Consider the following 23,969-nt stretch of genomic DNA (forward strand, 5'->3'; position numbering starts at 1 on the left):
TCATGTTTATATATAGAAGAAAGAAACTCAAACCAGTGAAGTAGAGGTGAATTTAGCATGGGGAATGAGAAGCTTTATAAAATCGGAGAGCTTGCGAAGCTTGCCGAAATCAGCCCTCGTACCATTGATTACTACACCAAGCTGAGCTTAATTGAACCCGAGAAAAGATCGGACACGAATTACCGCCTATACAGCGATGAAACCTTGCATCGACTCAAACGTATTGAATCAATGAAGAATGAGAAATATACCTTAGAGGAAATCAAAGTAAATTTACAACAATGGAGTAAAGTGTCCTCCGATGAAACGGTGACAGATAAGCTCACATCCCTCCAATTGCACCTTGAGCAATTAATGAAGGAAGCCAAAGAGCTTAGCCCGCTCGTCCAGCAATTGAAGCCTAAACAGCTAAAAAAGCTGTATCACATCCTGACACAACCGACCGCTGCCTGCATCGAAGCACTTATTGTTCTTCTAGGTAAAAATCCGTTCTCATAAATGAATTACGGAGGAGTGCCCTATGTTTTTTCACCCGATGGATTTTCTAATTATCATTGCATTCGGCCTTTCCATGTGGGCGTCATTTCGAGTGCGAGGAACCTTCAACAAATGGTCCAATGTACCCGTCTACTCTCGCATGACGGGAGCTGAAGCCGCAAGACGAATGTTAGATGCTAACGGCCTATATGATGTACCGGTTGAAGCTGTTCCCGGAACGCTGACAGACCACTACGATCCAATGGCTCGAACAGTACGATTATCGGAACCCGTCTACTTTCAAAGCTCCATTTCCGCTGTTTCTGTTGCGTGTCACGAAGTAGGTCATGCTATCCAACATCAAGTCCATTATCCAATGCTTGTTGCTAGACACAAGATGTTCCCAGTTGTTAATTTCGCTTCAGGCGTGGCTCCAATCCTTATTCTTGCTGGGTTCTTTTTTCAAAGTATCCCTTGGTTACTGGAAGTCGGTATTATTTTCTTCGCTGTAGCCGTAGCTTTTCAATTAGTTACGTTACCTGTTGAATTTAACGCCAGTACCAGAGCACGTAATGAGATGGTTGCGCAAGGGTTTATCTCTAATGAAGAAGAACGCGGCGTGGCAAAAGTCTTGAATGCCGCCGCGCTAACTTATGTGGCGGCTGCGTTGATCTCCGTTCTTGAGCTTCTGAAATACATTATGATATTCAATGGTCGCAATAACGATGATTAAAAGTAAAAGCTCTCCCTACACGGTTGCTTCGGCACCTGTAGGGAGAGCTTTTCTCATTTGAAATAGTCATATAGAAAACGTCGAAACACTTCAGCCACCAGCGGCAGCTTCACATCCTTGCGACAAATTAATCCAACCGTCCTTGTAACCTGCGGATCCGTCACACGAATCTTGACAGGCTGCATTTGACCACTTTCCAATAAAGCCATCGCCGGAAGCAAGCTGACGCCCATCCCCGCGGCAACAAGACCTCGAATCGTATCCGTCTCTTCGCCCTCAAATTCAATCTTTGGGACGAATCCTGCCTTGTGACAAGCCTCCATCACAATCGTTCGTAGCGTGTATTCTTCACTAAACATGACAAAGGGCTCATTCTTCAACTGTTCGAGTCTAATCGACGTATAGTCTGCCAGAATATGATTAGAAGGAATAATGGCGTACAGCTCTTCTGTTAATAAAATCTCACCTGTCACATGCTCGTGCGATTCTGGGAAGGGTGAAATAAAGGCGAGATCAATCTCCCCTCTCGATACATCACGAATCAATGAGGTGTATGTACCTTGACGCAATCTAAACTTCACATTCGGATGATTTTTCTTAAAAGCCGCAACAACCGCAGGAAGTAAATTGATGACTAAGCTATGCGGGAAACCAATACGAATCTCGCCTGCTTCTGGATCGAGTAATTCGCGGACTTCACCCACTGCACGCTCCAAGTCAGTTAGGATGCCTTCAACTCGACTTAGAAATAAATGCCCAACAGAGGTTAAATGTAAATTCCGCCCCTTTTGCACAAATAAATCAACACCTAACTCTTCTTCGAGCAAATGGATTTGTCTGCTTACCGCAGACTGTGCCACATGTAGCTCCTCCGCTGCTTGTGTCACATGTTGTTTCCTAGCTACCTTCACAAAATATTGCAATTGTCTTAATTCCACGTAAGTAAATCCCCCGACTTAACTACTTAATGACGAAACGAACTCCTTCGATGACTCCGATTATTGCTCTATAGCAACCATTGGACAACTTATCAGCAAAAAGCTTATAATAAGTGAGTTGTTATTTAGCATGGATAATAAAGGAGGAAATAATTCAATGGCACAAGAACGTACTGGTGTAGCTACCCTGAAAAGCAATCCTATCACATTAGTAGGACCCGAAATCAAAGTGGGTGACAAAGCCCCTAATTTCACAGTTAATAAAGATCTAGTAACACAAGTTACACTTGCTGATTATGCAGGTAAAGTGAAATTGATCTCCGTAGTTCCTTCCTTGGATACAGGCGTTTGTGACGCACAAACTCGTCGTTTCAATGAAGAAGCAGCAAGCCTAGGCGACAATGTTACTGTTCTAACAATCAGTGTTGATCTTCCTTTCGCACAAGCTCGCTGGTGTGGCGCTGCAGGTATCGACAAAGTGATCACGTTGTCTGATTATAAAACAAAATCCTTTGGCGAAGCTTATGGCGTATTGATCAAAGAACTTCAATTGGATATGCGTGCTATTTTCGTTATCGACGCCAATGACACTGTTCAATACGTTGAGTACCTTGGCGAAATGACAGCTCACCCGAACTACGAAGCAGCTGTAGAAGCTGTTAAGAAATTAGTTTAATATACCACAAAATAAAACAGCAAGGAGGCCAAGCTTCCCTGCTGTTTTTGTTATCCATCGATTTTATATGAAGCAAGCTTACGGTCTAATTGTTTATAAATATCTAGAATTGTACGATAATTGGAGCCAAGATCACCCATGGAACCACGTGAAGCTGAATAAATATCAACTGCCGTTTTCACAGGATTGATGGCAAACAATGTCAATGTTACGTCTTGGGTTCTCCCTGTCACCGTTCTACGTTCAGCAAGGATTTCTCCTACATTCGGAACCTCGTGAAGCAGCTTGTAACCTGGTGTTTTCTTCAAAACAGCCGTTACCTCTTCCCAAACTTGCTCTTTCGGCAGTTTGAAATATCTAGTTTTAAGTAAAGGATCTCTAGCTTTTTCCCCTGTCGTTTCATGACTACGTACTAATCCGATTAAAGTTCTCTTTAGCAAAAGCCCTTTCCCCCTTCAATGAAGTGCATGTAGACCACTTGCCATTTCAACACTATTCTCTATAATACCATTGATTAGGCTTTAGAAAAAGAGGAAATTAAAAATCAGGAGATCTCTCTCCCGATTTAGAACGATCCTATACAATTTTATCCAAAAAAAGTACTATACAGCAGATATGCGTTTAATCCAGCGATTAAAATGGCTACAAACCAACTCAAAACCGCCATCCACTTCGGTATAACGAGTTCGCCCATCTTTTTCCGATCCGATGTGAAGGTAACAAGCGGTATCACTGCAAAAGACAGCTGTAAGGATAAAATAACTTGGCTGAGAATAAGCAAATCCGTCGCTCCGCTTTCCCCATATATACCAATCACGATAACCGCGGGAATGATCGCAATTAAACGTGTAATTAATCGACGCAGCCAAGGCGTCAATCGGATGTTCAGGAAGCCTTCCATGACGATCTGTCCGGCAAGTGTCCCTGTTAGTGTTGAGTTTTGACCGGATGCTAAGAGTGCAACTGCAAATAATATACTTGCTGCTCCCGTGCCTAACATAGGCCCAAGAAGATGATAAGCATCTTGAATTTCCGCAACTTCTTTCCCAGCTGAATGAAAGGCTGCCGCTGAGAGAATGAGGATCGCTGCATTAACGAATAAAGCGAGCATTAAGGCAACTGTTGAATCGATGGTCGAGAATTTAATCGCTTCGCGTTTTCCTTCGATCGTTGGTTCAATTTTACGTGTCTGAACAATGGATGAGTGCAAATACAAATTATGCGGCATGACAGTCGCACCCAGAATTCCAAGTGCAATATATAACATAGCCGGATTCGTTACGATCTCAGTAGTTGGAATAAAGCCTGCAGCGACAGCTGCAAATTCAGGTTGGGAGAAAATAAGCTCCATAATAAAACAAACCATAATAAGCGCAATCAAGCTAATAACCATCGCTTCAATGTAACGGAAGCCTTTCTTCTGGAGCATAAGCACCAGGATAACATCTAACGCAGTCAGAATCACGCCATAGATGAGCGGTAACCCGAATAATAATTGCAACGCAATCGCGGCCCCAATGACTTCTGCTAAGTCACATGCAGCAATGGCAAGTTCGCATAAAAACCAAAGCGCATAAGAGACTGGCTTACTATAATGATCACGGCACGCTTGCGCTAAATCTCGACCTGTCACGATGCCTAAACGACCAGACAAAGCCTGCAAGAGAATGGCCATTAAATTAGAAATTAAAATAACTGAAAGCAGTGTATATCCAAATTGTGAACCGCCCGCCAAATCCGTCGCCCAGTTTCCAGGATCCATATAACCGACAGCTACGAGATATCCAGGTCCTACGAAGGCTAAAAGCTTTCGGAAGAATCCCGCCTTTTTAGGTACTTTCATACTATGATGAACTTCAGGTAGACTTGGCATGGAGGCATCCTTACGCCACCCACTTGGTTCCTGATCTGGTTTTTTCATTGCAATCTCCATCGCTTTACCCTTCTTTCACAAGACCAATAATGTTGTTCTAGGGAAACTTTTAATTGAATTATACTACACATCCTCATCTTATGCTACAGGTAAACATTTATGTTCCTATGAAATTGTTTTTCCCTCAGGAAAGTTTTTAGACAAGTTTTCACAGTCAAGTACTACTCATCAAAAATTCATCAGAAAAATGAAGAGAAAAGAAGGATATTTGAAGGCTTGGGACGAATACAATAAATCAGTTACCTTTGTATATTCAATAAACAAACAAAGAATATCGAAGCAATGACATACTTCATTATAAAAGGGTGATCCTCATGTCTTATTTTATGGGTTTGGATTTAGGCACATCTGCAATTAAATGCATTCTAGTGGATGAGGCCGGTACTGTCGTCGGTTCACATTCTGCTCCATACTCGCTGCAACAACCACATCCAGGTTGGGCTGAGCAGCATCCTGAAGATTGGTGGAACGCCACCATCGCAGGCATTCAAGGGCTCTTAGCCAGCACGGGCGTATCATCTGATGCCGTAGCAGGCATAGGCTTCTCTGGCCAGATGCACGGCTCAGTCTTTCTTGACGAGGCGCAGCAGGTCATCCGGCCTGCGCTGCTCTGGTGCGATCAGCGCACCGCGGAGCAGTGCGCTTACATCGAGGCGACCGTCGGCGAAGCCGAGCTCGGCCGCCTCACAGGCAATCGGGCGCTGACCGGCTTCACCGCGCCCAAGCTCCTCTGGCTCCGGCAGCATGAGCCGGAGAACTACGCCCGCGTTCGGCATCTCCTGCTGCCGAAGGATTACGTCAGACTGCGCCTGACGGGGGCGTTCGGCATGGACATGGCCGACGCCAGCGGCACGCTGCTGCTCGATGTAGCCAATCGCAGCTGGTCGCAAACCGTCGCGGAGCGGTTAGAGATCCCGCTCGAATGGCTGCCGCCGCTCTATGAGTCCGGCGACATTGCCGGGCACCTGCTGCCTGAAGCAGCAGCGCTAACCGGCTTAGCCCCAGGCACGCCGATCGTTGTCGGTGGCGGCGACCAAGCCTGCGGCGCCGTTGGTGTTGGCGTCGTCCGCCAAGGCATCGCCTCGGTGGCGCTCGGCACTTCCGGTGTCGTCTTCGTCCACGACGAAACTTATCAAGTGGATGAAGCGTACCGCCTTCATTCCTTCTGTCATGGCGTGCCAGGCAAGTGGCACCGCATGGGCGTTATGTTGGCAGCCGGCGGCTCGTTCCAATGGTGGCGTAACCACTTTGCCAGTGAAGAGCTTGAACGCGCGCAGCAAGAAGGCAAAGACGTCTATGAAATATTGACAGCTGATGCGGCTACGGCACCACTCGGCAGCGAAGGTTTGTTGTTCCTCCCTTATTTATCAGGTGAGCGAACGCCATATCCCGATCCGAAGGCACGCGGTGCATTTATCGGACTCAATCTAAGACATGAGAAAGCACATTTAACCCGCGCTGTTCTCGAAGGCATTACCTTCGGTCTTCGTGATTCCATGGAATTGATTCGGGAATCAGGCATTGAAGTGACAGAGCTTCGTGTTAACGGCGGAGGAGCTAGGAGCCGCTTCTGGCGTCAAATGATTGCTGATATCTTCGGCATACCGGTCGTTACCGTTAATTCAACTGATGGACCTGCCTATGGTGCAGCGATTATGGCTGCCTCAGGCGTTCTGAACGTAGATATTACGAAATTATGCGAAGATTGGATTGAAATCACAGATCGCGTAGAACCTAATCCAACTAACCAGCAGAAATATGAAGCGTATTATCACGTGTATCGCAGCCTTTACCCTACACTGCAAAGCACCTTCCATCAGTTAACGGATCTTGCTGAGCAATCTGATAAGTGAAATAAAAAAAGAGGTTGAGCAGGCATGGAATACCTGTTCAACCTCTTTTTTATTCGAAGAAACCCGCCTATGCCGTCCGGTTTTGGTGCTTCAAACCCGCTCTCGCAGGTGGGTGTCCGCAGAGGTGTATTTGAGGTCCCCTTTCGAGGGCATGTCAGCCACACTTCAATATAGGTCTCCCTAGAAACAGTCATTGGTTTAAAACAACTTAAAACCGTTACGAGCATCGCAGATTTCTTCTGTTTTCTTATTATAGATCCAACCTCGCTGATTATCAACTGGTAGGATTAGTCTTTAGTCTTGTCATTTCCATCTTTTTTATGCAAGCTAATCGGAGAATTGGATTCTACTCTCTCGTCTTCATCATCATTTCCAGCTTCAGCTGCTTCCGCTTCAGCCAGTCTCTGTTGTTCCTTCTCTTCCAACTCCTGTTGTTTCGTCTGAAGCTTTGTAAAGCTTCGGTTAAACTGCCAGAACGAGAACGTTGCAACAATAGCTCCCATGAAGAAAACAACTAAGAAGAAATTGAATTTCGTTAAGCAAATGTAAACAATAACGCCATTACAAATGAGCAAAACAATCGAATTGATTGGGTTACCAATTGTAATTAAGATTGAATTCTTAATAATTTGAAAGATTTTCATGTGCAAATGAACAATAATCGAGAAGAAATTAAACAAGGCAATGATCATAATAACCGTGAAGGCAATAAAAAGAACGGCTAGTACTTTCAACGAGCTTCCTTGCTTCAAGTAAAAGAAATAGTTTACCGCGATAATGACGAAGATTAACACAAAAAATATACCGCCTAGCATGCTTTGCAAGTAGTTTTCTTTGTATCCGCGGAAAAATGTTTTTAACAACGGTACATCTTCTTCTCCGGTCACCCATTTCCTAGCTACTGCAAACATAGCGGTCGTTGCGGGAAATAAAGTAAACGGTGCCAAAATAGCAAGAATCGGCAGCGTTGCTTTCAACGCGTCCGGCGTTTGACTTACCAACCCCATAAAGAGGAAAAAGAATACCGGAATCGAGCAAAGCATCCAAAGCAAATTAATAACGGAGAACCGCATAATCCACTCCGATATTCTGTACAGTCCTCCCATAACTCCCTTAAACTCCAAAACTGCTTCCTCCTTAGCGTTTCCATCTGGAAACTTTCTACGTTGTTTGCTGCTGACATGACGATAAACATGTCTTATTTGTATATGTACTTAATTATAGCCTATTTTGGTTCATATAGGTAGACGTCTAGTCGTTATAGGTTCTTTTACATAATATAGTATTGTCTAATCGCACCACCCCCATATCTTTATTCAGGAGGTTGATACTATGTCTCATCAAGTTGGAACATCCGCAGGTGCAATTTTGGTGCTATTTATCTTGTTAGTTATCATCACTAGCTCTTTCATAATCTAATCTATATACAAATTGAAAAAAAAGGCGGAGATCCTGAGGATCTTCGCCTTTTTAAGTAGCATATTTTATTTGTTTACAAGTGTATCTTCACTTTTGCGCGGCGCTCTGGAACGATCACGGTTTCCGGAGTTATTGCTTCCGTACTCACGGTTTCTCGAAGTTGAACTGCTTCCGCCTTCTCTGTTTGAACCATAGTCTCTGCTATCCTTACGTGGGTAACGCGAGCCACCACTGGAGGAATTGCCTGAACCTGATCCAGCATATCCACCGCCGCCTTGACGACGATCGCTTGAACCTGATCCTGAACCGTATCCACCGCCAACACGTCTACCTGAGCTGCGAACATCGAATTTTTTCTTTCTTGCACGAATCGGATCTTCTGGTGTCAATTCGATATTTAGATCTTTCTTGTCACCTGTAAGAAGCTTCATCGCAGCTGCAAGCAAGTTTACGGAATCATATTGCTCAAGCATTTGAATAGCTAGGCCTTTGAATTCGGAATGTTCTTCTTTTTGAAGCATATCCAAAATACGCTCAGCTGTCATTTTTTGTTTGCCTTCAACAGCTTCTGCTACGCTTGGCAAAGGTTTTTTGTTGATTTTATGACGTGTAACCTTCTCGATAAAGTGAAGGTGATCGATTTCTCTTGGCGTTACGAAAGTCCAAGCTGTACCTTCTTTTCCTGCACGACCTGTACGGCCGATACGGTGAACGTAGCTTTCTGGATCTTGCGGAAGGTCAAAGTTAATAACGTGTGTTACACCAGATACATCTAGTCCGCGTGCAGCAACGTCAGTTGCAACAAGCACATCAATACTGCCATCACGGAATTTTCTCATTACGTTATCACGTTGATTCTGGGACAAGTCACCGTGAAGACCTTCAGCAGCATAACCTCTTTTTTGTAGAGCTTCTGCCAACTCATCTACCCGACGCTTCGTGCGTCCGAAGATAATAGCTAGGTCTGGTGCTTCCATGTCAATCAAACGGCTAAGTGCTTCAAACTTTTGTTTCTCATGCAATTCAATGTAAGCTTGCTCGATCAAAGGAGCACTTACTTGTTTAGGAATTACGGATACGTGCTCTGGGTTCGTAAGGAACTGTTGAGCCAATTTTTGAATGTTTGTCGGCATTGTTGCAGAGAACAACATCGTGTGACGCTCAGCTGGAACTAGTTTAAGAATGGATTGGATATCATCCATGAAGCCCATGTCAAGCATTTCATCCGCTTCATCCAAAATAACCGTTTGAACATCATCAAGCTTGATTGTTTTGCGGTTAATATGGTCAAGAAGACGTCCAGGCGTTCCGATAATGATTTGTGGTTTCTTTTTCAAAGCGCGGATTTGTTTCACGATATCCTGTCCACCGTAAATTGGCAAAGAACGAATGCCTTTGAAACGACCGAGTTTTTCAATCTCTTCCGCAACCTGAATGGCAAGTTCCCGTGTTGGACACATGATTAAAGCCGAAATGCGCTCTTCTTTTACATTGATTTTGTTAACTAGTGGAATACCGAACGCTGCTGTTTTCCCAGTTCCTGTTTGTGCTTGCCCGATCAAATCACGGCCTTCCATGGCCAATGGTATTGTTTTCTCTTGAATTGGTGTGGACTCTTCAAAGCCCATTTCCGTAATCGCACGTAATACCGATGCGTCTAAACCAAACTCCTGAAATGTTTTCAAATAAATTCAATCTCCTTTTGTACAGGGCAGGCTAATGCCTTGTATCTTTTTTACCCTTAAGTACGACTTCCTATCCGTCTCTATAGTTTCTTGGTGGAATACACTTTCGATTCGTCATCTTCCATGATCCAACTGGCCGCCCTTAAGAACATCTAAAATATTATAGCACAAGTGATGTACACATTGCCAGTGGCTACTTTTAAACAATCCAACGAAACCGAATGAATAAGTAACTCGTATTAATGGGGAGAACAATAAAACGGAATCGTACAGAGGAGAGTTTCTTATGTCTATTTTCAAACGTGTCAGCAACATTCTTCGCAGTCAAAAGCAAGTACCTTCAACCGCATCTCTCGGCAATCCGCTTGAAGATGCACGTGTTGGCGATATTGTTAATGTAGACTTGGAGGAATATGTGATTTCCGGTAAAGTCATATATTTTGACCGCGGCTTTGCTCCACATCGTTATGCTTATTATCTACAAAGCGGCAAAAATATTCAGTGTTTGATTGTGGAAAAAGGCAGAACCTATGACTGCTTCTTGTGCAGCTTTATTGAAGGGGCATTAGATGACCCCAATGATGTACCTACACGATTAGAGTTGGATGGAGATGTCACTTTCGATTTGGAATTTCATCGTAATGATGTCTCACGCACAGAAGGAAACACGGACTTCCGAAGTGGAGATGATATCATCTTCTGGCGTTATTTTGGACCGGACCAGCGCTTCTTTTTCCTACAATGGCAGGATGGTAAATTTGTAGCCCTCGAGGGAGAGCGCACACCAGGCAATCAAATCAAATTTTTGAAAAATTTTTGAAATTGACACTGATGACGATGAACCTATGTTATCATTGAAGCAGGTTTCCGATGTACCCTGAAAGGAGGACTACTAGAAAATGAAGAGATGGACTTCATGGCTTTCTTTCATCATCATTATTGCTCTTCTAACCGCATGTGGCGCTGATGCTGGACGTTATATTAAAGATGAATATCCGTTAGTAAGCGTTGATGGCAAGGGAAGCAATATGTCCAAGGTTTACTCTGTTGAAGGCAAGAACGTGCCTACAGTCGCGAGTGAACTAGCTGCCAAAGAAACACCTACTGAGAAGAGTAAGGAATCTGAGGATCAGATGTTCCTTGTGTATAAGGACAAGGTAATCAACATCCAGAAGGATCCAAATGATAATAAAAATACATTAGTTCAGCTAGATAGTATCGAATATGCCAAGAGCCATTATGACTCCTCATTCTTACAAGGCTACTTAACTGCCACATTGCTTCAATCCTTATTTGGTGGAAGCTGGTATAACAATAGAGGGTCCTATGATTATCGCGGCTATACGCAAACACCGTATTACAAGTCAGGAAAAGCCACAACGCCAGCTACGGGTACTTCTAAAGAAACGAAGCCAACTACGTCTGATCGAACGGGAGGCTTCACGAGTGGCGCAGCGAATCCGAGCTCTGGCAGCTCTTCAAATACCCGTAAGAATGATGGCTCAACGCCAAACAAAGTAACGAAGCCAACAACAAGCAAGCCAAGCACGACCAAAAAAACGGGCTCCTTCAAGCGCCGTTAAGATCTCATATAAAGCTGTTGTCCATAACTTGGATACAGCTTTTTTCATGCGTTTTCATTCATTCGAACACTGGTTAAATAATGATTGCAGTTTTATAAGAATGAATTATACTTGCAATATGCTGCATACTATTTTAGAGGTGATTTGTTTTGAAAAAGGCGCTTGATGTTCTAATCATTCTAGTTGGCGCACTGCTTGTCGCAGTCGGCTTCAATATGTTCCTTATTCCCCATCAGCTGCTTAGCGGGGGCGTTTCAGGAATTGCCATGATTATTGGTTATTTCACAGACTACAATATTGGATTTCTTTATTTATTATTTAACATGCCATTAATGATCTGGGGTCTCGTTTCCATTGGGAAACGTTTTATCATGATCAGCGTGGTATCTGTCGTATTAACAACGTGGTTGATGCAAGTTATTCCCATGAACTTCGTTGCCAAAGATTCGATGTTAGGCGCTGTGTTTGGCGGTGTACTTATCGGTATCGGGAGTGGGATCACGCTTCGTATTGGGGGCTCCAGCGGCGGATTTGACATTGTTGGCCTGATCTTAACCCGGAAATACGACTTCCCTCTTGGGACCATCCTTTCTTCAATGAACGGAATCGTCATCGTCGCGCTCGGCTATTTTAAAGATAATTGGGATCTCGCCTTATTTTCTATGTTAGCTATTTTCATTAGCGGGAAAACTGTCGATATGATACATATCCCACATATTAAAGTGACCGCGTTCATTGTCACCAAACATAAGGATGCTATTATTAATAAGCTGCTTATGATTCCCAGAGGTGTTACCTTGATTAAAACAGAAGGCGCTTATACGAAACAGCAGCATGATATGCTCATGACGGTTACGACGCGATTTGAGCTCGTAGAATTAAAGCGAATTATTAAAGAGATTGATCCGAAAGCGTTCGTGAATATTGTGGAAACAGTCGGTGTTGTTGGGGAATTTCGAAAGCCCAAGTAATAAATCAGCCAACTGCCCCTTTATTCCAGTTTTAATTGTGTTATAATGAATGTAATTTCATATAGTTCTGGTTTTCATCGATGGTAGGTTCAGGCGTAGTTCTTATTCTAATCTTCTGATTGGAAGGGTGATGCTTGTGGAGACAGTCAAATTATCCAGGATTGTAATGAAATTAACGCCCGAGTTGTATCCCTCTTTAACCAGCAATGAGTTGGAATCCGAGATCGTGCTACGGTTCGGTATAGAGGCACTCGCAGCGGAAGATGTCATGGAAATTATTCAATTCAGCATTTCGGAACATCATAAGGACACCCTGTACCATTAAGGGTGTCTTTTTTTGCATCGCATCCATTGTCAATATTATTAAAATTGTAATAATTAAGCTATATAGGTTATGATAAGTCCATGATATAATAAAGCTACATAAACTTTACTGGAGGTGTCTGGTATGGGAGCTTTATCTCCTTGGCACATCATTCTTATTGCGATCGTTGCCCTACTCTTGTTTGGGCCAAATAAATTGCCTGAACTTGGACGTGGTTTCGGCAAAATGTTCCGCGAATTCAAAGATGCAACGAATGGGAACGGTAACAACTCATCCACGGATGATCAACCTACTATCGCACGGAAAGAAATTAACCCTGAAGTCACGAATAGTGAGTCGGGACAAGTTAATAAGTAAATCTAAACACTCGGAGGCTCAGCTTCTGAGTGTTTTTCTTATTTCCTACAAAAGGCCGTGTTCCTCATGCGTCAAAATACTCATACAAGCTTCTACAAAAGCCTACAAATTTCCTCTGTGCGTAGTTTCCCGCTTGCCTTATAATGAAAGCTAGAAACAATGATTGGAGTGGACTTATACATCATGGAAATATTACTCGCTTCACTTGCCCTCATTTGGGGTAATGTTACAGCCGCAAACCCCGAGGCAAGCTTTGAACAGCTTGTGCAGGCTTCGCTTGATGCGAAGAATGCTGTTGCTATTGTTCAACCCGTAACGCCTGCAACACCTACTGACCCAACGGATCCACTCGCTCCTGTCAACAAGCAAGATCCACAGAAAGATGCCCCTGTTGTGAAAGGGATCTACGCAACTGCCCATAGTGCAGGCGGTTCGCGACTCAATACGCTTGTAAAGCTACTTGATGATACGGATTTGAATGCGATGGTTATCGATGTGAAAGATGACTGGGGTTACATCACATGGGAAACTGGAAATGCCGAGCTTGATGCAATGGGAACAACCCAGAAAATCATTGGTAATATGCCTAGCCTCATGACTACACTACAAGAACATAACATTTATCCAATTGCACGTATTGTCGTCTTCAAAGACACGATTCTTGCCAAGAAGAAACCGGAAATATCTTTCATTAATCCAGATGGCACATTGTGGGGGAACGGAAAAAACCCTCCTGATAGCTTCGTTAATCCGTACAGCAAAGAGGTATGGGACTACAATATCGCCGTTGCCAAAGAAGCTGTTAAAGCTGGCTTCAAAGAAATTCAATTTGATTATGTTCGTTTCCCGGAAGGCTTCGAGAAAAGGGCGGATATTCTCAAATACACCAAAGATGAGCGTTCACGGATTGATGCTGTCTCTTCTTTCGTGAAATATGCAAGAGAACAATTAACACCGCTTGGCGTTCGCGTTTCAGTCGATATATTTGGCTATGCGGCTTCTGTCCCTGCTGCCGAAGGTATTGGTCAAGATTTCGAGAAAATCTCGCAGAATGTCGATGTTATTGCTCCAATGATTTATCCAAGTCATTACAGCACGGGCTGGTTCGGTTCCAAAGTTCCCGATGCAGCACCATACGCCACCATCAATGGCGCTTCCAAGGATACGAATAAGAAGCTTGAAGAGATTGATAAGAAGGGCTGGAAGCCGGTTATCCGTCCTTGGATACAGGATTTCACCGCATCATGGGTGCCTGGTTATATTAAATATGGCAAACATGAATTAGATGAGCAAATTCGTGCACTGAAAGAAAACGGCATTAATGAGTATCTATTATGGAATGCCAACAATAACTATACCGCCAATGTAAGCTATTAATAGTCACCCTGAGAGCGCATTTCGCTTTCAGGGTATTTTTACATTTGGTCAGAGTTTACTTTCCCTTTCCATTTCATTTATCATTGTAGTATTCATTTTGAAAATTAGTTAGGATGTGTTGCTGTGCTGAAAATTGTAGCTATTACAGGCATGAATTTAACTTCTATGCAAGAGCAAATGCCGCAAGACTTGAAGGAACGTTCACAGTTTCATTGGTTTTCATCTTCTAAGGATGCTGGAGACTTGATTCCTGATGCTGATGTAATTATCACAGCAGGTCGCTTACACCCTGACATCGTCACGCGAGCAACCAAGCTGAAATGGGTGCAAACCATATCTGCTGGCGTTGATAAACTACCTCTCGCGGAGCTGGATCAACGTCAGGTTATTGTCACGAATGCCAGGGGTGTACATACCATTCAAATGAGTGAATTCGCGCTGAGCCTCATGCTGCAATGGGTTCGGAAAGCTAATTTACTTCACGATAACCAGCAGCAGCACGTGTGGGACAATCAAGTCCGCTTTGGAGAGCTGCACGGCAAGACGATAGGCATTATCGGGGCTGGTGCCATCGGCGAAGCGGTAGCTCGTAAAGCCAAAGCATTTGATATGTCGGTCATCGGCCTGAATCGTTCGGGCACACCACAAGCCGCCTTCGATACAACCGTTCACGGTGAGGATGGTCTTCAGCTGCTGCTGTCACAAAGCGATTTCATCGTCGTCCTGCTTCCAAGTACATTGAAAACGCGGGGCTTCTTGCAAAAAGAGCATCTAGCGCTTATGAAGCCGAGTGCCTTTTTCATTAATTTAGCTCGCGGGGATGTCCTCGATGAAGCAGCATTGATCCAAGCCTTGCAGGAAGGTAAGCTTGCTGGCGCAGCTTTGGATGTTTTTGAGCAAGAGCCGTTACCCTCCACTTCTCCATTATGGGACATGAAGAATGTGATCCTAACCCCTCATATCGCGGGGTCATCCGAACATTATACAGATCGCGTATCCTTAATCTTTTATCACAATTTGCGCGCGATGCTGGATGGTGGAAATATGATCAATGTCGTGGACTTGACGGAAGGTTATTAGATTGATGGAGGGCGCTTGAATCCTCTAACGGACACGATGGACGTTATTTCTACTCAAATTGAAAATTTCTTGATCTAACGGACACGATCGCCGTTACTGTTGCAAAATAACGCTAATGAAAAGCCAATTCAGCTGAATAGCATCATCGGTGTCCGTTAGATTTTCAAAACCTCACAATTTTCCAAATTGCGTCTCCTATGTCCGATAGTCCCTCATCCCATTAGCCCGGTTAGTCCTGATTCTTGTTTTCACGCTCACAACGCAAAGTCGCCGCCATCAACAAAAAGCACCTTATCCTACTGTACTACTTAGGATAAGGTGCTTTTCAATTATAGAGCCGTAATTGCAGTGAGTCCCCGCATATACGGTCGCAGCGCAGGTGGCAAATAAATCGAACCATCCGCCTGTTGATGATTTTCAAGCAATGGAATTAAGATACGCGGCGATGCAACGGCTGTATTATTAAGCGTGTAGCAATAGCGCAACACGCCGTCCTTATCCCGATAGCGTAGATTACTCCGCCTTGCTTGAAAGTCCAGCAGGCTCGACGACGAGTGTGTTTCGCCATAAGCCCCGCGGCTGGGCATCCAAGTTTCAATGTCGAATTGCTTGTAGTTTTTGGCCCCCATGTCCCCCGAACACACCGCTACAACACGATACGGTAGTTCCAGAAGAGCAAGTAAATCTTCCGCATTTTGTGTAATCTGCTGCAGCATGCGATCAGCCTCCTCTGCGTTATTCTCGCAGAGGATCACTTGTTCCACTTTAGCGAATTGATGAACACGATAGAGTCCTCTCACATCTCTGCCAGCCGAACCCGCTTCTTTGCGGAAGCAATTCGACACCGCGGCTAACTGAATCGGTCCCTCCGCTAGATCGACAATCTCCCCAGCATAATACGAAACCAATGGACCTTCCGAAGTTCCAACTAACCATGCATTGTCATCATGAAGCTCATAGGTCTGATCTTTTCCTGCTGGAAAGAATGCGGCATTCAGCAGGGTTTCCTCCCGCACCATGAGTGGTACATCCATCACTGTGAAACCGCGATCTGTTAGCAGGTCTATAGCAAGCTGTTGGACAGCCCTGTGCAAATAAAGCCCCATTCCTTTGAGATAGTAATTTCGGCTGCCTGCAACCTTGACACCACGAACGACATCGATCATATTTAGCGCTTCACCAAGCTGTAGGTGATCTTTCATCTCGAATTCAAAAGTCGGCTTTACACCAACGACCTTCATCTCTACGTTCTCTTGATCGTTCGCCCCTATTGGCGTGTCCGGCGAAGCAAGATTTGGAATCTTCAGCATGAGCTCCTTGAACCTTTGTTCATATTCGTTCAGTTCCGCTTCCAAAGCCGTTAAGCTCTGATTCCAGCCGCGAACTTGCTCCTTTAAGCTTTCTGCTTCTAAAGCCTTCCGCTGCGACATATAGGTCGCAATCTGCTCCGAGGCACGATTGCGCTCTGCTCGAAGCTGATCTACTTGCCCCATCAATTCTCTTTTCTTCTCATCGACGATGAGCAGTTCCTCAACGTGGCATGCTACTCCTTTGTGAGTAGCTGCTGTTTTCACTTGCTCTTGGTTGTTACGAATCCATTTGATATCCAACATTTCCCGTCACCGCTTCCTTTTCGATTGTGTGAAAAAGACAAAGAACGCCCTCAGTCCGATTGGGACGAGGAGCGTTCTGCTCGCGGTGCCACCCAACTTGATGATGACATGATCTGCCATTCATCCGCTTGGTTCCGCGATAACGGGCGGTGCCGGTTTATTTAGAGAAAGACCTTAAGACCTTTCCGATCATGAACGTCTCCGAGTTGGATGCTCTTCATAGACATGATGTCGATGTATATGTTGTTCGCAATTATAGCCGAAATTCGAATGAAGATCAACACTCATTGATGAAATTAGGCTTATTGTGACAAACGGCTAGCCAATTCATAAAGCTCCATGTTAAAGGTACGTTTCGTGTTCACAACTAGATCGATATCCGTTGCCACTAGTTCACCTTTGATGATGCCGCAAGCTTTGGAAGAATCACCATCCATGAGTTTACGAACAGCGAAATCACCTAGACGGCTTGCCAAAATACGGTCGTTGTGCGTAGGTGCTCCACCGCGTTGAATATGACCAAGAACGGTAACACGAGGCTCAATACCGTTCGTTTCCGTGATTTTCTTGGCAATTCCTTCGCCAGTTCCTGCCCCTTCAGCCACAAGGATAATACTGTGACGCTTACCATGGTTGAAATTATCCTTCATCCGATTAGCTACCTCTGTGATATCCACATCCACCTCAGGCACAATAATGGTTTCAGCACCGCTGGCAAGTCCCGCATAAAGCGCGATTTCACCACAATGTCGCCCCATAACCTCAACAACAGATGAACGCTCATGTGATGTCATAGTATCGCGTAGTTTGTTAATCGCATCCACAACGATGCTAACTGCTGTATCAAATCCAATTGTAAAGTCAGTGAAAGGGATGTCGTTGTCAATGGTGCCTGGGAGACCCATCGTTTTGATCCCCAACTTACTTAGCTTGTTCGCTCCTTGATAGGAACCATCCCCACCGATGACAACTAGGCCGTCAATTCCGCGTTTACGCAGGTTATCCGCTCCGATTTGTTGTCCTTCAGGTGTCATAAATTCTTTGCAACGAGCCGTTTGAAGGATCGTCCCTCCGCGTTGAATGATGTCACCTACACTACGCAAGTCCATTTTACGGATATCATCATTAATAAGACCTTGATACCCACGTTGAACAGCATACACTTCGAGCCCATGGAATAATGCACTTCGAACAACCGCCCGAACGGCTGCATTCATCCCCTGAGAATCTCCTCCACTGGTTAAAACGGCAATTGATTTTACTGCAGACATTTTTAATTTCCTCCTTCTTAATTCTTGTGAATGACACTCATGATGTCGTACGGATATACATGCTATTTATCCAGAAAAAGAGCCTTGTTAAAGGACTATTTTTCATCAGACGCTTTGAAATTTTCTTCACTTGGTGTTGACTGTTGACCTTAGGGTCAGATAAATAGAGAGCAAGCAAACCTTCGATTATCATACGATGAAATCTCGGATGTTCCAAGAACAAAATTTTACTCCTCGCCTCTTGCACAATGAAAGCGATTCGCTCTACGGTTGTATCCAATGAGTCATAGTAGGTACAGAAATTCAGGTCGCCGCCTTCCCTGTCTTCTTCCTGATCAATCAGATAATCAAGCAGGATATGTAGACCACAAACATAAGGGAAATAAGCTTCCCGAATGGAATCCACCTGCTTGTCCGTCAGAATGGGATCACACGCAGCCAAAAACAACATAAACATGCCTAAGGTTGAGCCCGTAGCAGCAGCAAACTCATTCCAATCAATTTGACGAAACTTATGGTGATGGTTATTCCACCATTGATGCAGCTGAGCTTCACGCAAATCCTTACGTATATGCTTGTACACCTGCAAATCACAGTATAAGCCAACGAACTCTTTCACTTGGTCAGCTACCTTCAAATACGATGGCATCTGACTTATCGAAGTCTGACATTGCTGGACAAGCTCAGTTAAATATCCATCGTCATCCTTCTCATCTCTGTAAGCATAGTAATCATGCTGAGGCTTCGCTGGATCAACCGCATCTAGCATCGATTGATGTAATTGGCGGAAATCCAATGGATCCAGTGACGTACTGCGATCACATAAATTATCTAAATAGTCGCTAATGGATTGGAAAGCTACGATAAGTGGAATGAGCACATGACGCATCGATAAATGAGCAGCTGCATACACAGCTCCTCCTTGACAATGGAATTGCTTCGCAGCAATGCTTGCTAATGCTTGAGTACGAAGCTCTTCATCGGGAATATTCGCAGCTTTACTTTTCCAGCGGATCAGCTGTTCATTGACATCTGGTAAAATATAGCGATACACACTGATCATCAACCGAATAGGTCCTTGCGGAACCTTCGCATGGCTCCTAATCCTTATCCTACTTCTGTCCAATTGCTTCAAGCAAACTTCCTCCACAACTTTGTTCATAGCAGAATTGAAGTAATAGCTGCATTTCAGCTCGCTGTATGTGACGTAACCAACTGTCCACTGTAGGATTCTGCACGAGTGACACTTGGATTTCAATGACATCAATAAATACATATGGATTCCAAACTGGCGATGTTACAAGCACTTCAAGCTTATGACGAAGAGCATCATTTTCCAATTCAACAAAATCCTTGAGCGATAAATTATCTCTTACACATTGGATAAGATTAGAAAAAATAGGATGATGGCCAACATCATTAAACCAGTATTTCGCATTACTATAGTCGCCTTCCATTCGATGCATAAGCGCATGCCAGTAGCTTCCCGTAGCATTCGTAATTTCCTGCGAAATATCATGCGATTTATCCAGACTTTCATTTAGGAGAAAGAGACCTGCTTTTATGGCTTGACCATAGGGCAGCTGCTCAGGACTTCCTTCTGTAATTAGCGCAGCTGAGAGTGCTTCTATACGTGAATCCATCGCGACATCCCACTCTTCAATCGGATAAAGCGCTGGGAGATGCTCCAGAAGAGGTTTTGCTATCGTCCCAAGCCAGTTAATCCCATCTTTATTGCTATGCATGCAGTCATTCTCCCTTCATTGACAACCATTAATGGTGGGTTTTTGATTCCAAATCCTGATTAGTACGGAACCAGAGATGAAGATCATTTATGATTGAAGCCAAGTCAGCAATATCGGAATTCAAACAACAGGATGTTACAAAATCGTCTTCCTTATCGAGTTTATTTTGCTTTTCAATTATTTGTGCTTCCAATTTCATAATACGATCTGGGATAATGCCTCTTATTTGCTCCCACCGTAACAAGAGATTGATGCGAACGGCAGCATCATACATTTCCCATTCCAATTCCAAAACGGGAATCTCGATACCAAGCCTCTCATCATACTGAAAATAACTGTTCATTCCTTATGTACCTCCTTGCAGGCAAAACAGTCTGTCTTGTTCAAGAAACATTCTACCTTTAAATGTATCACTTCAAACCTTGGGTTTCCAGTTAAAATTGTATGTCAACCTGATTTCATTTTCTGATATACTTAAGAAATGTTTTGCAATATACGAAGGAGTGCGATTTGGATGACCGCTAAGGCATTAAAAGAAACGATCACATGGCAACAGCTCATCTCCTTTTTCCTCCCCCTCGGACTGTCTGCAACGCTTGTAACCCTCTCGCATGTTATTATCAATAGTACTTTGGCTAGGGCGGATAATCCCGAGCTCGTCATCGCCACCTATGCCATTCCCCTAAGTCTTCTAGGACTGACTGAGAGACCCGTTGTATTGCTACGACAAGCTTGCTCTGCACTCGTCAGGGATCGGGTTTCGTTCCGCGCCATGGGCGTTGTCAGCTCTTATGTATTTGCCTGTATCATATTACTTGGTCTCATACTCTGTTATACACCGGTTGGCCAATGGGTGTTTCTTTATTTTTTCGGTGTGGAACGCGAAATACTTGCCGCTACTCTCAGTGTATATCGCATTCTCATGTACGTTAGCATCTTCTCCGGGCTGCGTTGTTTATTTCACGGGATTATTATTTTCAACATGCGTACCAAATGGCTAACGATCGGTATGGGTGTCAGGATTATCGCAATGTACTTACTATCCTTATATTTCATCATGACGGATAATGTGTCGAGCGGCCGCGTTGGTGCTATTATTTTCCTAGTCGGTATGATCATTGAGGCTACTGTTGCTATCTGGGAAGGTACAAGCTTACTGAAGCGTGTCATTCCAGAGAAAGCACCCAACCATCCGATTGAGACGAAGCAGCAAATTTTCAGCTTTTATAAACCGCTATTATATTCATCTGTTATTGCCGTTATTATTGGGCCATCTATTAATGCTATGTTAGGCAAAACAACACATATCCATCTCGCCATCTCGTCCTTTGCGATCGCTGGATCCTTAACTCAATTAGTGATGAGTTTTTTCTCGTACATACATCAAATCGTTCTAAATTTTTATCGCAAGGATGCTGAACGAGTAAAAAAATTCATTCTCCTGCTGAGCTTCATTCCAGGAACACTCATTGCCATACTGGCCTATACTCCGATCGGCCCTTGGTTTATGACACATGTCATGGGTGTGAATGCCGAGTTAAGACAAGCCAGCCTGAGCGCCATGCGAATTTTCATGATTATGACGATTGTATTTCCTTGGCTTGATTATATGAATGGCATTATCATGCTGCGGGGCCAAACAAAAATCATGGTTTTCTCGCAATCTGCGAATGCTACTATTACGGTATTCACTTTATTCGTTGCCATTGCAACTGTTCCAGACTGGAACGGAATGATTGGCGCGCTAGCGCAATCGATGGGCATGCTAGCAGAGCTGCTTGTCGTTATCTATGTCCTCAAACGAACTGCTGACGTCCAGCAACCTGGCCAACCTCAAGAAAATAAGTAATGAAATGGTGATGATTACGCTTGTCCAAATCAAATTCGATCGATATGAATGATCGATTGCTTAAAATGTTTACTCTTTCTTTTTTTATGACGATGGGAATTGTTGTTACCTTTTTCCCGCTTTATTTCGATTACAAAGGATATTCCAAAATCCAAATCGGATTGTTATATGCCATCGGGCCGTTGATTGGTATAGCAACCAACCTGCTCTGGGGTTTCCTGAGCGATAGGTATCAAACCGTAAAGAAGATCATGATCATTCTGATCCTTGGTCAGCTAGTAACGGCGGTCCTGGTATTTACAGCAGGCTGGTTCTCCTTGCTCTATGTCTGCTTGGCGGCTTTTTTCTTCTTCCAGCAGCCGGTTAACTCCTTGAATGACAGCCAAGTTATGCTGCATATCCGCTCCAGCGGGAAAAGCTACGCCTCCTTCCGCGCGTACGGCTCTATCGGCTTCGCGCTTGCTGCTGGCGGCTTCGGCTTATTACTGCGAGCATATGGCACCGGACTGACACCTGTCCTGCTTTTTATCACGATAGGCTGTACATTGATCATACTTTTTCTATTGAAAGATACGCGTCAAGGCGGCAAGAAGATGGCCTTCGGAGGTATGGTGAAAATCATCCGCTCCAAAAAATTCATCTGGTTCCTTACACTCGTGATCATCATGTCGGTTTCCCATCGGTTCAATGATGGATTCTTAGCACTCTATATGCGTCAGTTAGGCGCTTCCGATTCGCTCATTGGCTATGCTTGGATGACATCGGCACTTAGCGAGATTCCTGTATTTTTCTATCTGAGCAAGCATGGGCATCGCTTTAAGGAGCTTCCCTTACTTGCCTTTGCTGGTGTGATTTACGCCTTCCGCTTCGTGATGATGAGCATTATCCAAGATCCTACTTGGATCATAGGCATTCAGCTTCTCCACAGCTTAACTTTCGGCGTTTTCTTATTCACAGCGAATCGATATTTGAGCCAAATTATTCCGGATGAGTATCGTTCCTCTGGCCAAGCCATATTCGCAGTTGCCTGGTCCAGTATCGCTGGCTTGATAAGCGGCATGGCAGGCGGTTGGATCTATAATGAGACTGGCGGCAGTACCGTTTATCTAATAGCCGCTTGCTTATCGACTACGTCAGCCATCGGTTTTCTGTGTACATATCTGTTTCAAAAGAATGAGGATGCCCTTCCTAGTCGATGATAAAGAAGTCGTCACTTCTAACAGCTTTACTAGCTTCGGTGTCGCGGTAGTTGTACTCCCAGCTGATCTCCCCTATAATGATATAGTCTTAGTACCAAGTAATAAAATCACACAGAATAATATGAGCAGCAAAGGTAGGTACACATTTACTATGATGTATGAAGATTTCAAAGCCATCGTTCTTGAACGACGCAGCATTCGTAATTTTACAGAGCAAGAAGTCGCAGTTGAAGATATTCGAGAAATAATCGACTGTGCGCGGTACGCTCCTAGTGATACGAATTCCCAAACGTGGAAATTTATCGCCATTCGAAATACAGAAAAGATCAAACATATTGAGCAATTGACCTGGGATCAGCTCCATCTGCGTGCCGCGGACGCTGAGGAGAAGGGGCTATCCAGAGAAGCACGCATGCTCGTGAGATCCTTCGGACCTTACGCGACGGCCTTCTCGGATGCGCCTGTTCTCATCATTTGCTTGGCGACACCGTATGAATCCAAGTTCCGTGATCGTATCTTCGACCCCATTCAATTGGTTGATGACCATGTTTGGGCTGAAGAAGGCATCAAGAGTTCCTGCCTAGCTTCTCAGAACCTGATGCTTGCCGCTCACGCTAGAGGCCTAGCAACATGCCCTATGACAGGCCCCGTGCTGTTAGCACAGGATCAAATCAGAGCATATCTGGAGATTCCGGCTGAATATCAAATCAACATGGTGATTTCTCTTGGCTATCCGAAGGAAAGACCAGGGAAAATGGCCCGCAAGGAAGTTGACGATATTCTTCAAATTATCGACTAACCTTATCTGGAAAAGCTAATATTTGAACGGAAAAGGAGCTAATGCGTGTTTACGCTTAGCTCCTTTGTTTATTGCAAATCGTAAAT

General features: G+C 44.2%; 25 protein-coding genes and 1 other RNA gene. 15 read left to right on the forward strand and 11 right to left on the reverse strand.

Going from position 1 to position 23,969, the window contains the following annotated elements; translation table 11 throughout:
• Window positions 1–57 precede the first annotated feature (57 nt).
• Window positions 58–498, forward strand: a complete 441-nt coding sequence (locus AC58QC_RS02615; protein ID WP_497413649.1) for a MerR family transcriptional regulator — start codon at window positions 58–60, stop codon at window positions 496–498.
• Between the two features lie 22 nt (window positions 499–520).
• On the forward strand, window positions 521–1,210 hold the full coding sequence (locus AC58QC_RS02620) for a zinc metallopeptidase (RefSeq protein ID WP_497413650.1): 690 nt from the start codon (window positions 521–523) through the stop codon (window positions 1,208–1,210).
• A 53-nt stretch (window positions 1,211–1,263) separates the two neighbouring features.
• Here the strand turns inward: AC58QC_RS02620 and gltC are convergent, their stop codons facing one another.
• Window positions 1,264–2,148 (reverse strand): glutamate biosynthesis transcriptional regulator GltC, encoded by an 885-nt coding sequence (gene gltC, locus AC58QC_RS02625; RefSeq protein WP_497413651.1) that lies wholly within the window; start codon window positions 2,146–2,148, stop codon window positions 1,264–1,266.
• Window positions 2,149–2,305: 157 nt separating this feature from the next.
• Between gltC and tpx the strand changes: the two genes are divergently transcribed.
• On the forward strand, window positions 2,306–2,824 hold the full coding sequence (gene tpx / locus AC58QC_RS02630) for a thiol peroxidase (RefSeq protein ID WP_497413652.1): 519 nt from the start codon (window positions 2,306–2,308) through the stop codon (window positions 2,822–2,824).
• A 50-nt stretch (window positions 2,825–2,874) separates the two neighbouring features.
• Here the strand turns inward: tpx and AC58QC_RS02635 are convergent, their stop codons facing one another.
• Together AC58QC_RS02635 and AC58QC_RS02640 are read right to left on the reverse strand one after the other, a co-directional pair.
• The gene (locus tag AC58QC_RS02635) at window positions 2,875–3,264 is read right to left on the reverse strand and encodes a DUF1499 domain-containing protein (protein ID WP_477592161.1); all 390 of its coding nucleotides are present in this window, start codon (window positions 3,262–3,264) and stop codon (window positions 2,875–2,877) included.
• A gap of 146 nt (window positions 3,265–3,410) precedes the next feature.
• A complete protein-coding gene (locus AC58QC_RS02640) occupies window positions 3,411–4,757 on the reverse strand; it encodes an Nramp family divalent metal transporter (protein WP_497413653.1) in 1,347 nt (448 codons plus the stop codon).
• A 326-nt stretch (window positions 4,758–5,083) separates the two neighbouring features.
• Here AC58QC_RS02640 and xylB point away from each other — a divergent pair, with 326 nt between their 5' ends.
• Window positions 5,084–6,610, forward strand: a complete 1,527-nt coding sequence (xylB, locus tag AC58QC_RS02645; RefSeq protein ID WP_497414060.1) for a xylulokinase — start codon at window positions 5,084–5,086, stop codon at window positions 6,608–6,610.
• 56 nt (window positions 6,611–6,666) lie between these two features.
• Here xylB and ssrS read toward each other — a convergent pair.
• Both ssrS and AC58QC_RS02655 read right to left on the reverse strand, forming a co-directional pair.
• Window positions 6,667–6,848: non-coding RNA, 6S RNA (gene ssrS / locus AC58QC_RS02650), on the reverse strand.
• Between the two features lie 49 nt (window positions 6,849–6,897).
• The gene (locus AC58QC_RS02655; RefSeq protein ID WP_497413654.1) at window positions 6,898–7,734 is read right to left on the reverse strand and encodes a YesL family protein; all 837 of its coding nucleotides are present in this window, start codon (window positions 7,732–7,734) and stop codon (window positions 6,898–6,900) included.
• Between the two features lie 208 nt (window positions 7,735–7,942).
• Between AC58QC_RS02655 and AC58QC_RS02660 the strand changes: the two genes are divergently transcribed.
• Window positions 7,943–8,029 carry a YjcZ family sporulation protein gene (locus tag AC58QC_RS02660; RefSeq protein WP_497414061.1) on the forward strand — a complete coding sequence of 29 codons (87 nt, stop codon included), beginning with the start codon at window positions 7,943–7,945 and terminating at the stop codon, window positions 8,027–8,029.
• A 65-nt stretch (window positions 8,030–8,094) separates the two neighbouring features.
• On the opposite strand, the gene cshA is transcribed toward AC58QC_RS02660, so the two are convergent.
• Complete coding sequence (cshA, locus tag AC58QC_RS02665; protein WP_497413655.1) at window positions 8,095–9,714, reverse strand: degradosome RNA helicase CshA; 1,620 nt, start codon at window positions 9,712–9,714, stop codon at window positions 8,095–8,097.
• 286 nt (window positions 9,715–10,000) lie between these two features.
• On the opposite strand from cshA, the gene AC58QC_RS02670 reads away from it, so the two are divergent.
• From AC58QC_RS02670 to AC58QC_RS02700, 7 genes are all read left to right on the forward strand, one after another.
• The gene (locus AC58QC_RS02670; RefSeq protein ID WP_497413656.1) at window positions 10,001–10,534 is read left to right on the forward strand and encodes a DUF4178 domain-containing protein; all 534 of its coding nucleotides are present in this window, start codon (window positions 10,001–10,003) and stop codon (window positions 10,532–10,534) included.
• A 79-nt stretch (window positions 10,535–10,613) separates the two neighbouring features.
• Window positions 10,614–11,297 carry a DUF4247 domain-containing protein gene (locus AC58QC_RS02675; RefSeq protein ID WP_497413657.1) on the forward strand — a complete coding sequence of 228 codons (684 nt, stop codon included), beginning with the start codon at window positions 10,614–10,616 and terminating at the stop codon, window positions 11,295–11,297.
• A 149-nt stretch (window positions 11,298–11,446) separates the two neighbouring features.
• Complete coding sequence (locus AC58QC_RS02680) at window positions 11,447–12,268, forward strand: YitT family protein (RefSeq protein WP_497264858.1); 822 nt, start codon at window positions 11,447–11,449, stop codon at window positions 12,266–12,268.
• 130 nt (window positions 12,269–12,398) lie between these two features.
• Window positions 12,399–12,593 carry a hypothetical protein gene (locus tag AC58QC_RS02685; protein ID WP_056616326.1) on the forward strand — a complete coding sequence of 65 codons (195 nt, stop codon included), beginning with the start codon at window positions 12,399–12,401 and terminating at the stop codon, window positions 12,591–12,593.
• A gap of 123 nt (window positions 12,594–12,716) precedes the next feature.
• Window positions 12,717–12,950 carry a Sec-independent protein translocase subunit TatA/TatB gene (locus AC58QC_RS02690; RefSeq protein WP_497413658.1) on the forward strand — a complete coding sequence of 78 codons (234 nt, stop codon included), beginning with the start codon at window positions 12,717–12,719 and terminating at the stop codon, window positions 12,948–12,950.
• Window positions 12,951–13,133: 183 nt separating this feature from the next.
• The gene (locus AC58QC_RS02695; RefSeq protein ID WP_497413659.1) at window positions 13,134–14,327 is read left to right on the forward strand and encodes a putative glycoside hydrolase; all 1,194 of its coding nucleotides are present in this window, start codon (window positions 13,134–13,136) and stop codon (window positions 14,325–14,327) included.
• A gap of 123 nt (window positions 14,328–14,450) precedes the next feature.
• Window positions 14,451–15,407 (forward strand): D-2-hydroxyacid dehydrogenase, encoded by a 957-nt coding sequence (locus tag AC58QC_RS02700; protein WP_497413660.1) that lies wholly within the window; start codon window positions 14,451–14,453, stop codon window positions 15,405–15,407.
• A gap of 329 nt (window positions 15,408–15,736) precedes the next feature.
• Here AC58QC_RS02700 and serS read toward each other — a convergent pair whose 3' ends face one another.
• From serS to AC58QC_RS02725, 5 genes are all read right to left on the reverse strand, one after another.
• On the reverse strand, window positions 15,737–17,020 hold the full coding sequence (gene serS / locus AC58QC_RS02705; RefSeq protein WP_497413661.1) for a serine--tRNA ligase: 1,284 nt from the start codon (window positions 17,018–17,020) through the stop codon (window positions 15,737–15,739).
• A 302-nt stretch (window positions 17,021–17,322) separates the two neighbouring features.
• Complete coding sequence (pfkA, locus tag AC58QC_RS02710; protein ID WP_497413662.1) at window positions 17,323–18,291, reverse strand: 6-phosphofructokinase; 969 nt, start codon at window positions 18,289–18,291, stop codon at window positions 17,323–17,325.
• Between the two features lie 37 nt (window positions 18,292–18,328).
• Window positions 18,329–19,354: a tetraprenyl-beta-curcumene synthase family protein gene (locus tag AC58QC_RS02715; RefSeq protein ID WP_497414062.1), complete on the reverse strand. Its 1,026-nt coding sequence runs from the start codon at window positions 19,352–19,354 to the stop codon at window positions 18,329–18,331.
• Between the two features lie 49 nt (window positions 19,355–19,403).
• Window positions 19,404–20,036, reverse strand: coding sequence for a hypothetical protein (locus AC58QC_RS02720; RefSeq protein WP_497413663.1), 633 nt, complete (start codon window positions 20,034–20,036; stop codon window positions 19,404–19,406).
• Between the two features lie 28 nt (window positions 20,037–20,064).
• Window positions 20,065–20,379 carry a hypothetical protein gene (locus tag AC58QC_RS02725; RefSeq protein WP_497413664.1) on the reverse strand — a complete coding sequence of 105 codons (315 nt, stop codon included), beginning with the start codon at window positions 20,377–20,379 and terminating at the stop codon, window positions 20,065–20,067.
• A 171-nt stretch (window positions 20,380–20,550) separates the two neighbouring features.
• Between AC58QC_RS02725 and AC58QC_RS02730 the strand changes: the two genes are divergently transcribed.
• From AC58QC_RS02730 to AC58QC_RS02740, 3 genes are all read left to right on the forward strand, one after another.
• Entirely contained in the window at window positions 20,551–21,885 is a 1,335-nt protein-coding gene (locus AC58QC_RS02730) for a multi antimicrobial extrusion protein MatE (protein ID WP_497413665.1), read from the forward strand.
• Between the two features lie 20 nt (window positions 21,886–21,905).
• On the forward strand, window positions 21,906–23,084 hold the full coding sequence (locus AC58QC_RS02735; protein WP_497413666.1) for an MFS transporter: 1,179 nt from the start codon (window positions 21,906–21,908) through the stop codon (window positions 23,082–23,084).
• A 151-nt stretch (window positions 23,085–23,235) separates the two neighbouring features.
• Window positions 23,236–23,883 (forward strand): nitroreductase family protein, encoded by a 648-nt coding sequence (locus AC58QC_RS02740; protein WP_497414063.1) that lies wholly within the window; start codon window positions 23,236–23,238, stop codon window positions 23,881–23,883.
• The last annotated feature ends 86 nt before the right edge of the window (window positions 23,884–23,969 follow it).

This window comes from Paenibacillus sp. J22P51, assembly GCF_059692215.1.

What these genes read in the sequence shown, in the direction of transcription:
- AC58QC_RS02685 (WP_056616326.1), top strand. Translation starts at nt 12,399, where the DNA reads ATGCTTGTGGAGACAGTCAAATTATCCAGGATTGTAATGAAATTAACG.
- xylB (WP_497414060.1), top strand. Translation starts at nt 5,084, where the DNA reads ATGGGTTTGGATTTAGGCACATCTGCAATTAAATGCATTCTAGTGGAT.
- pfkA (WP_497413662.1), bottom strand. Translation starts at nt 18,291, where the DNA reads ATGTCTGCAGTAAAATCAATTGCCGTTTTAACCAGTGGAGGAGATTCT.
- AC58QC_RS02640 (WP_497413653.1), bottom strand. Translation starts at nt 4,757, where the DNA reads ATGGAGATTGCAATGAAAAAACCAGATCAGGAACCAAGTGGGTGGCGT.
- AC58QC_RS02725 (WP_497413664.1), bottom strand. Translation starts at nt 20,379, where the DNA reads ATGAACAGTTATTTTCAGTATGATGAGAGGCTTGGTATCGAGATTCCC.
- AC58QC_RS02620 (WP_497413650.1), top strand. Translation starts at nt 521, where the DNA reads ATGTTTTTTCACCCGATGGATTTTCTAATTATCATTGCATTCGGCCTT.
- AC58QC_RS02695 (WP_497413659.1), top strand. Translation starts at nt 13,134, where the DNA reads ATGGAAATATTACTCGCTTCACTTGCCCTCATTTGGGGTAATGTTACA.
- AC58QC_RS02690 (WP_497413658.1), top strand. Translation starts at nt 12,717, where the DNA reads ATGGGAGCTTTATCTCCTTGGCACATCATTCTTATTGCGATCGTTGCC.
- AC58QC_RS02720 (WP_497413663.1), bottom strand. Translation starts at nt 20,036, where the DNA reads ATGCATAGCAATAAAGATGGGATTAACTGGCTTGGGACGATAGCAAAA.
- tpx (WP_497413652.1), top strand. Translation starts at nt 2,306, where the DNA reads ATGGCACAAGAACGTACTGGTGTAGCTACCCTGAAAAGCAATCCTATC.
- serS (WP_497413661.1), bottom strand. Translation starts at nt 17,020, where the DNA reads ATGTTGGATATCAAATGGATTCGTAACAACCAAGAGCAAGTGAAAACA.
- AC58QC_RS02730 (WP_497413665.1), top strand. Translation starts at nt 20,551, where the DNA reads ATGACCGCTAAGGCATTAAAAGAAACGATCACATGGCAACAGCTCATC.
- AC58QC_RS02670 (WP_497413656.1), top strand. Translation starts at nt 10,001, where the DNA reads ATGTCTATTTTCAAACGTGTCAGCAACATTCTTCGCAGTCAAAAGCAA.
- AC58QC_RS02675 (WP_497413657.1), top strand. Translation starts at nt 10,614, where the DNA reads ATGAAGAGATGGACTTCATGGCTTTCTTTCATCATCATTATTGCTCTT.
- AC58QC_RS02715 (WP_497414062.1), bottom strand. Translation starts at nt 19,354, where the DNA reads ATGATCAGTGTGTATCGCTATATTTTACCAGATGTCAATGAACAGCTG.
- AC58QC_RS02740 (WP_497414063.1), top strand. Translation starts at nt 23,236, where the DNA reads ATGATGTATGAAGATTTCAAAGCCATCGTTCTTGAACGACGCAGCATT.
- AC58QC_RS02615 (WP_497413649.1), top strand. Translation starts at nt 58, where the DNA reads ATGGGGAATGAGAAGCTTTATAAAATCGGAGAGCTTGCGAAGCTTGCC.
- AC58QC_RS02660 (WP_497414061.1), top strand. Translation starts at nt 7,943, where the DNA reads ATGTCTCATCAAGTTGGAACATCCGCAGGTGCAATTTTGGTGCTATTT.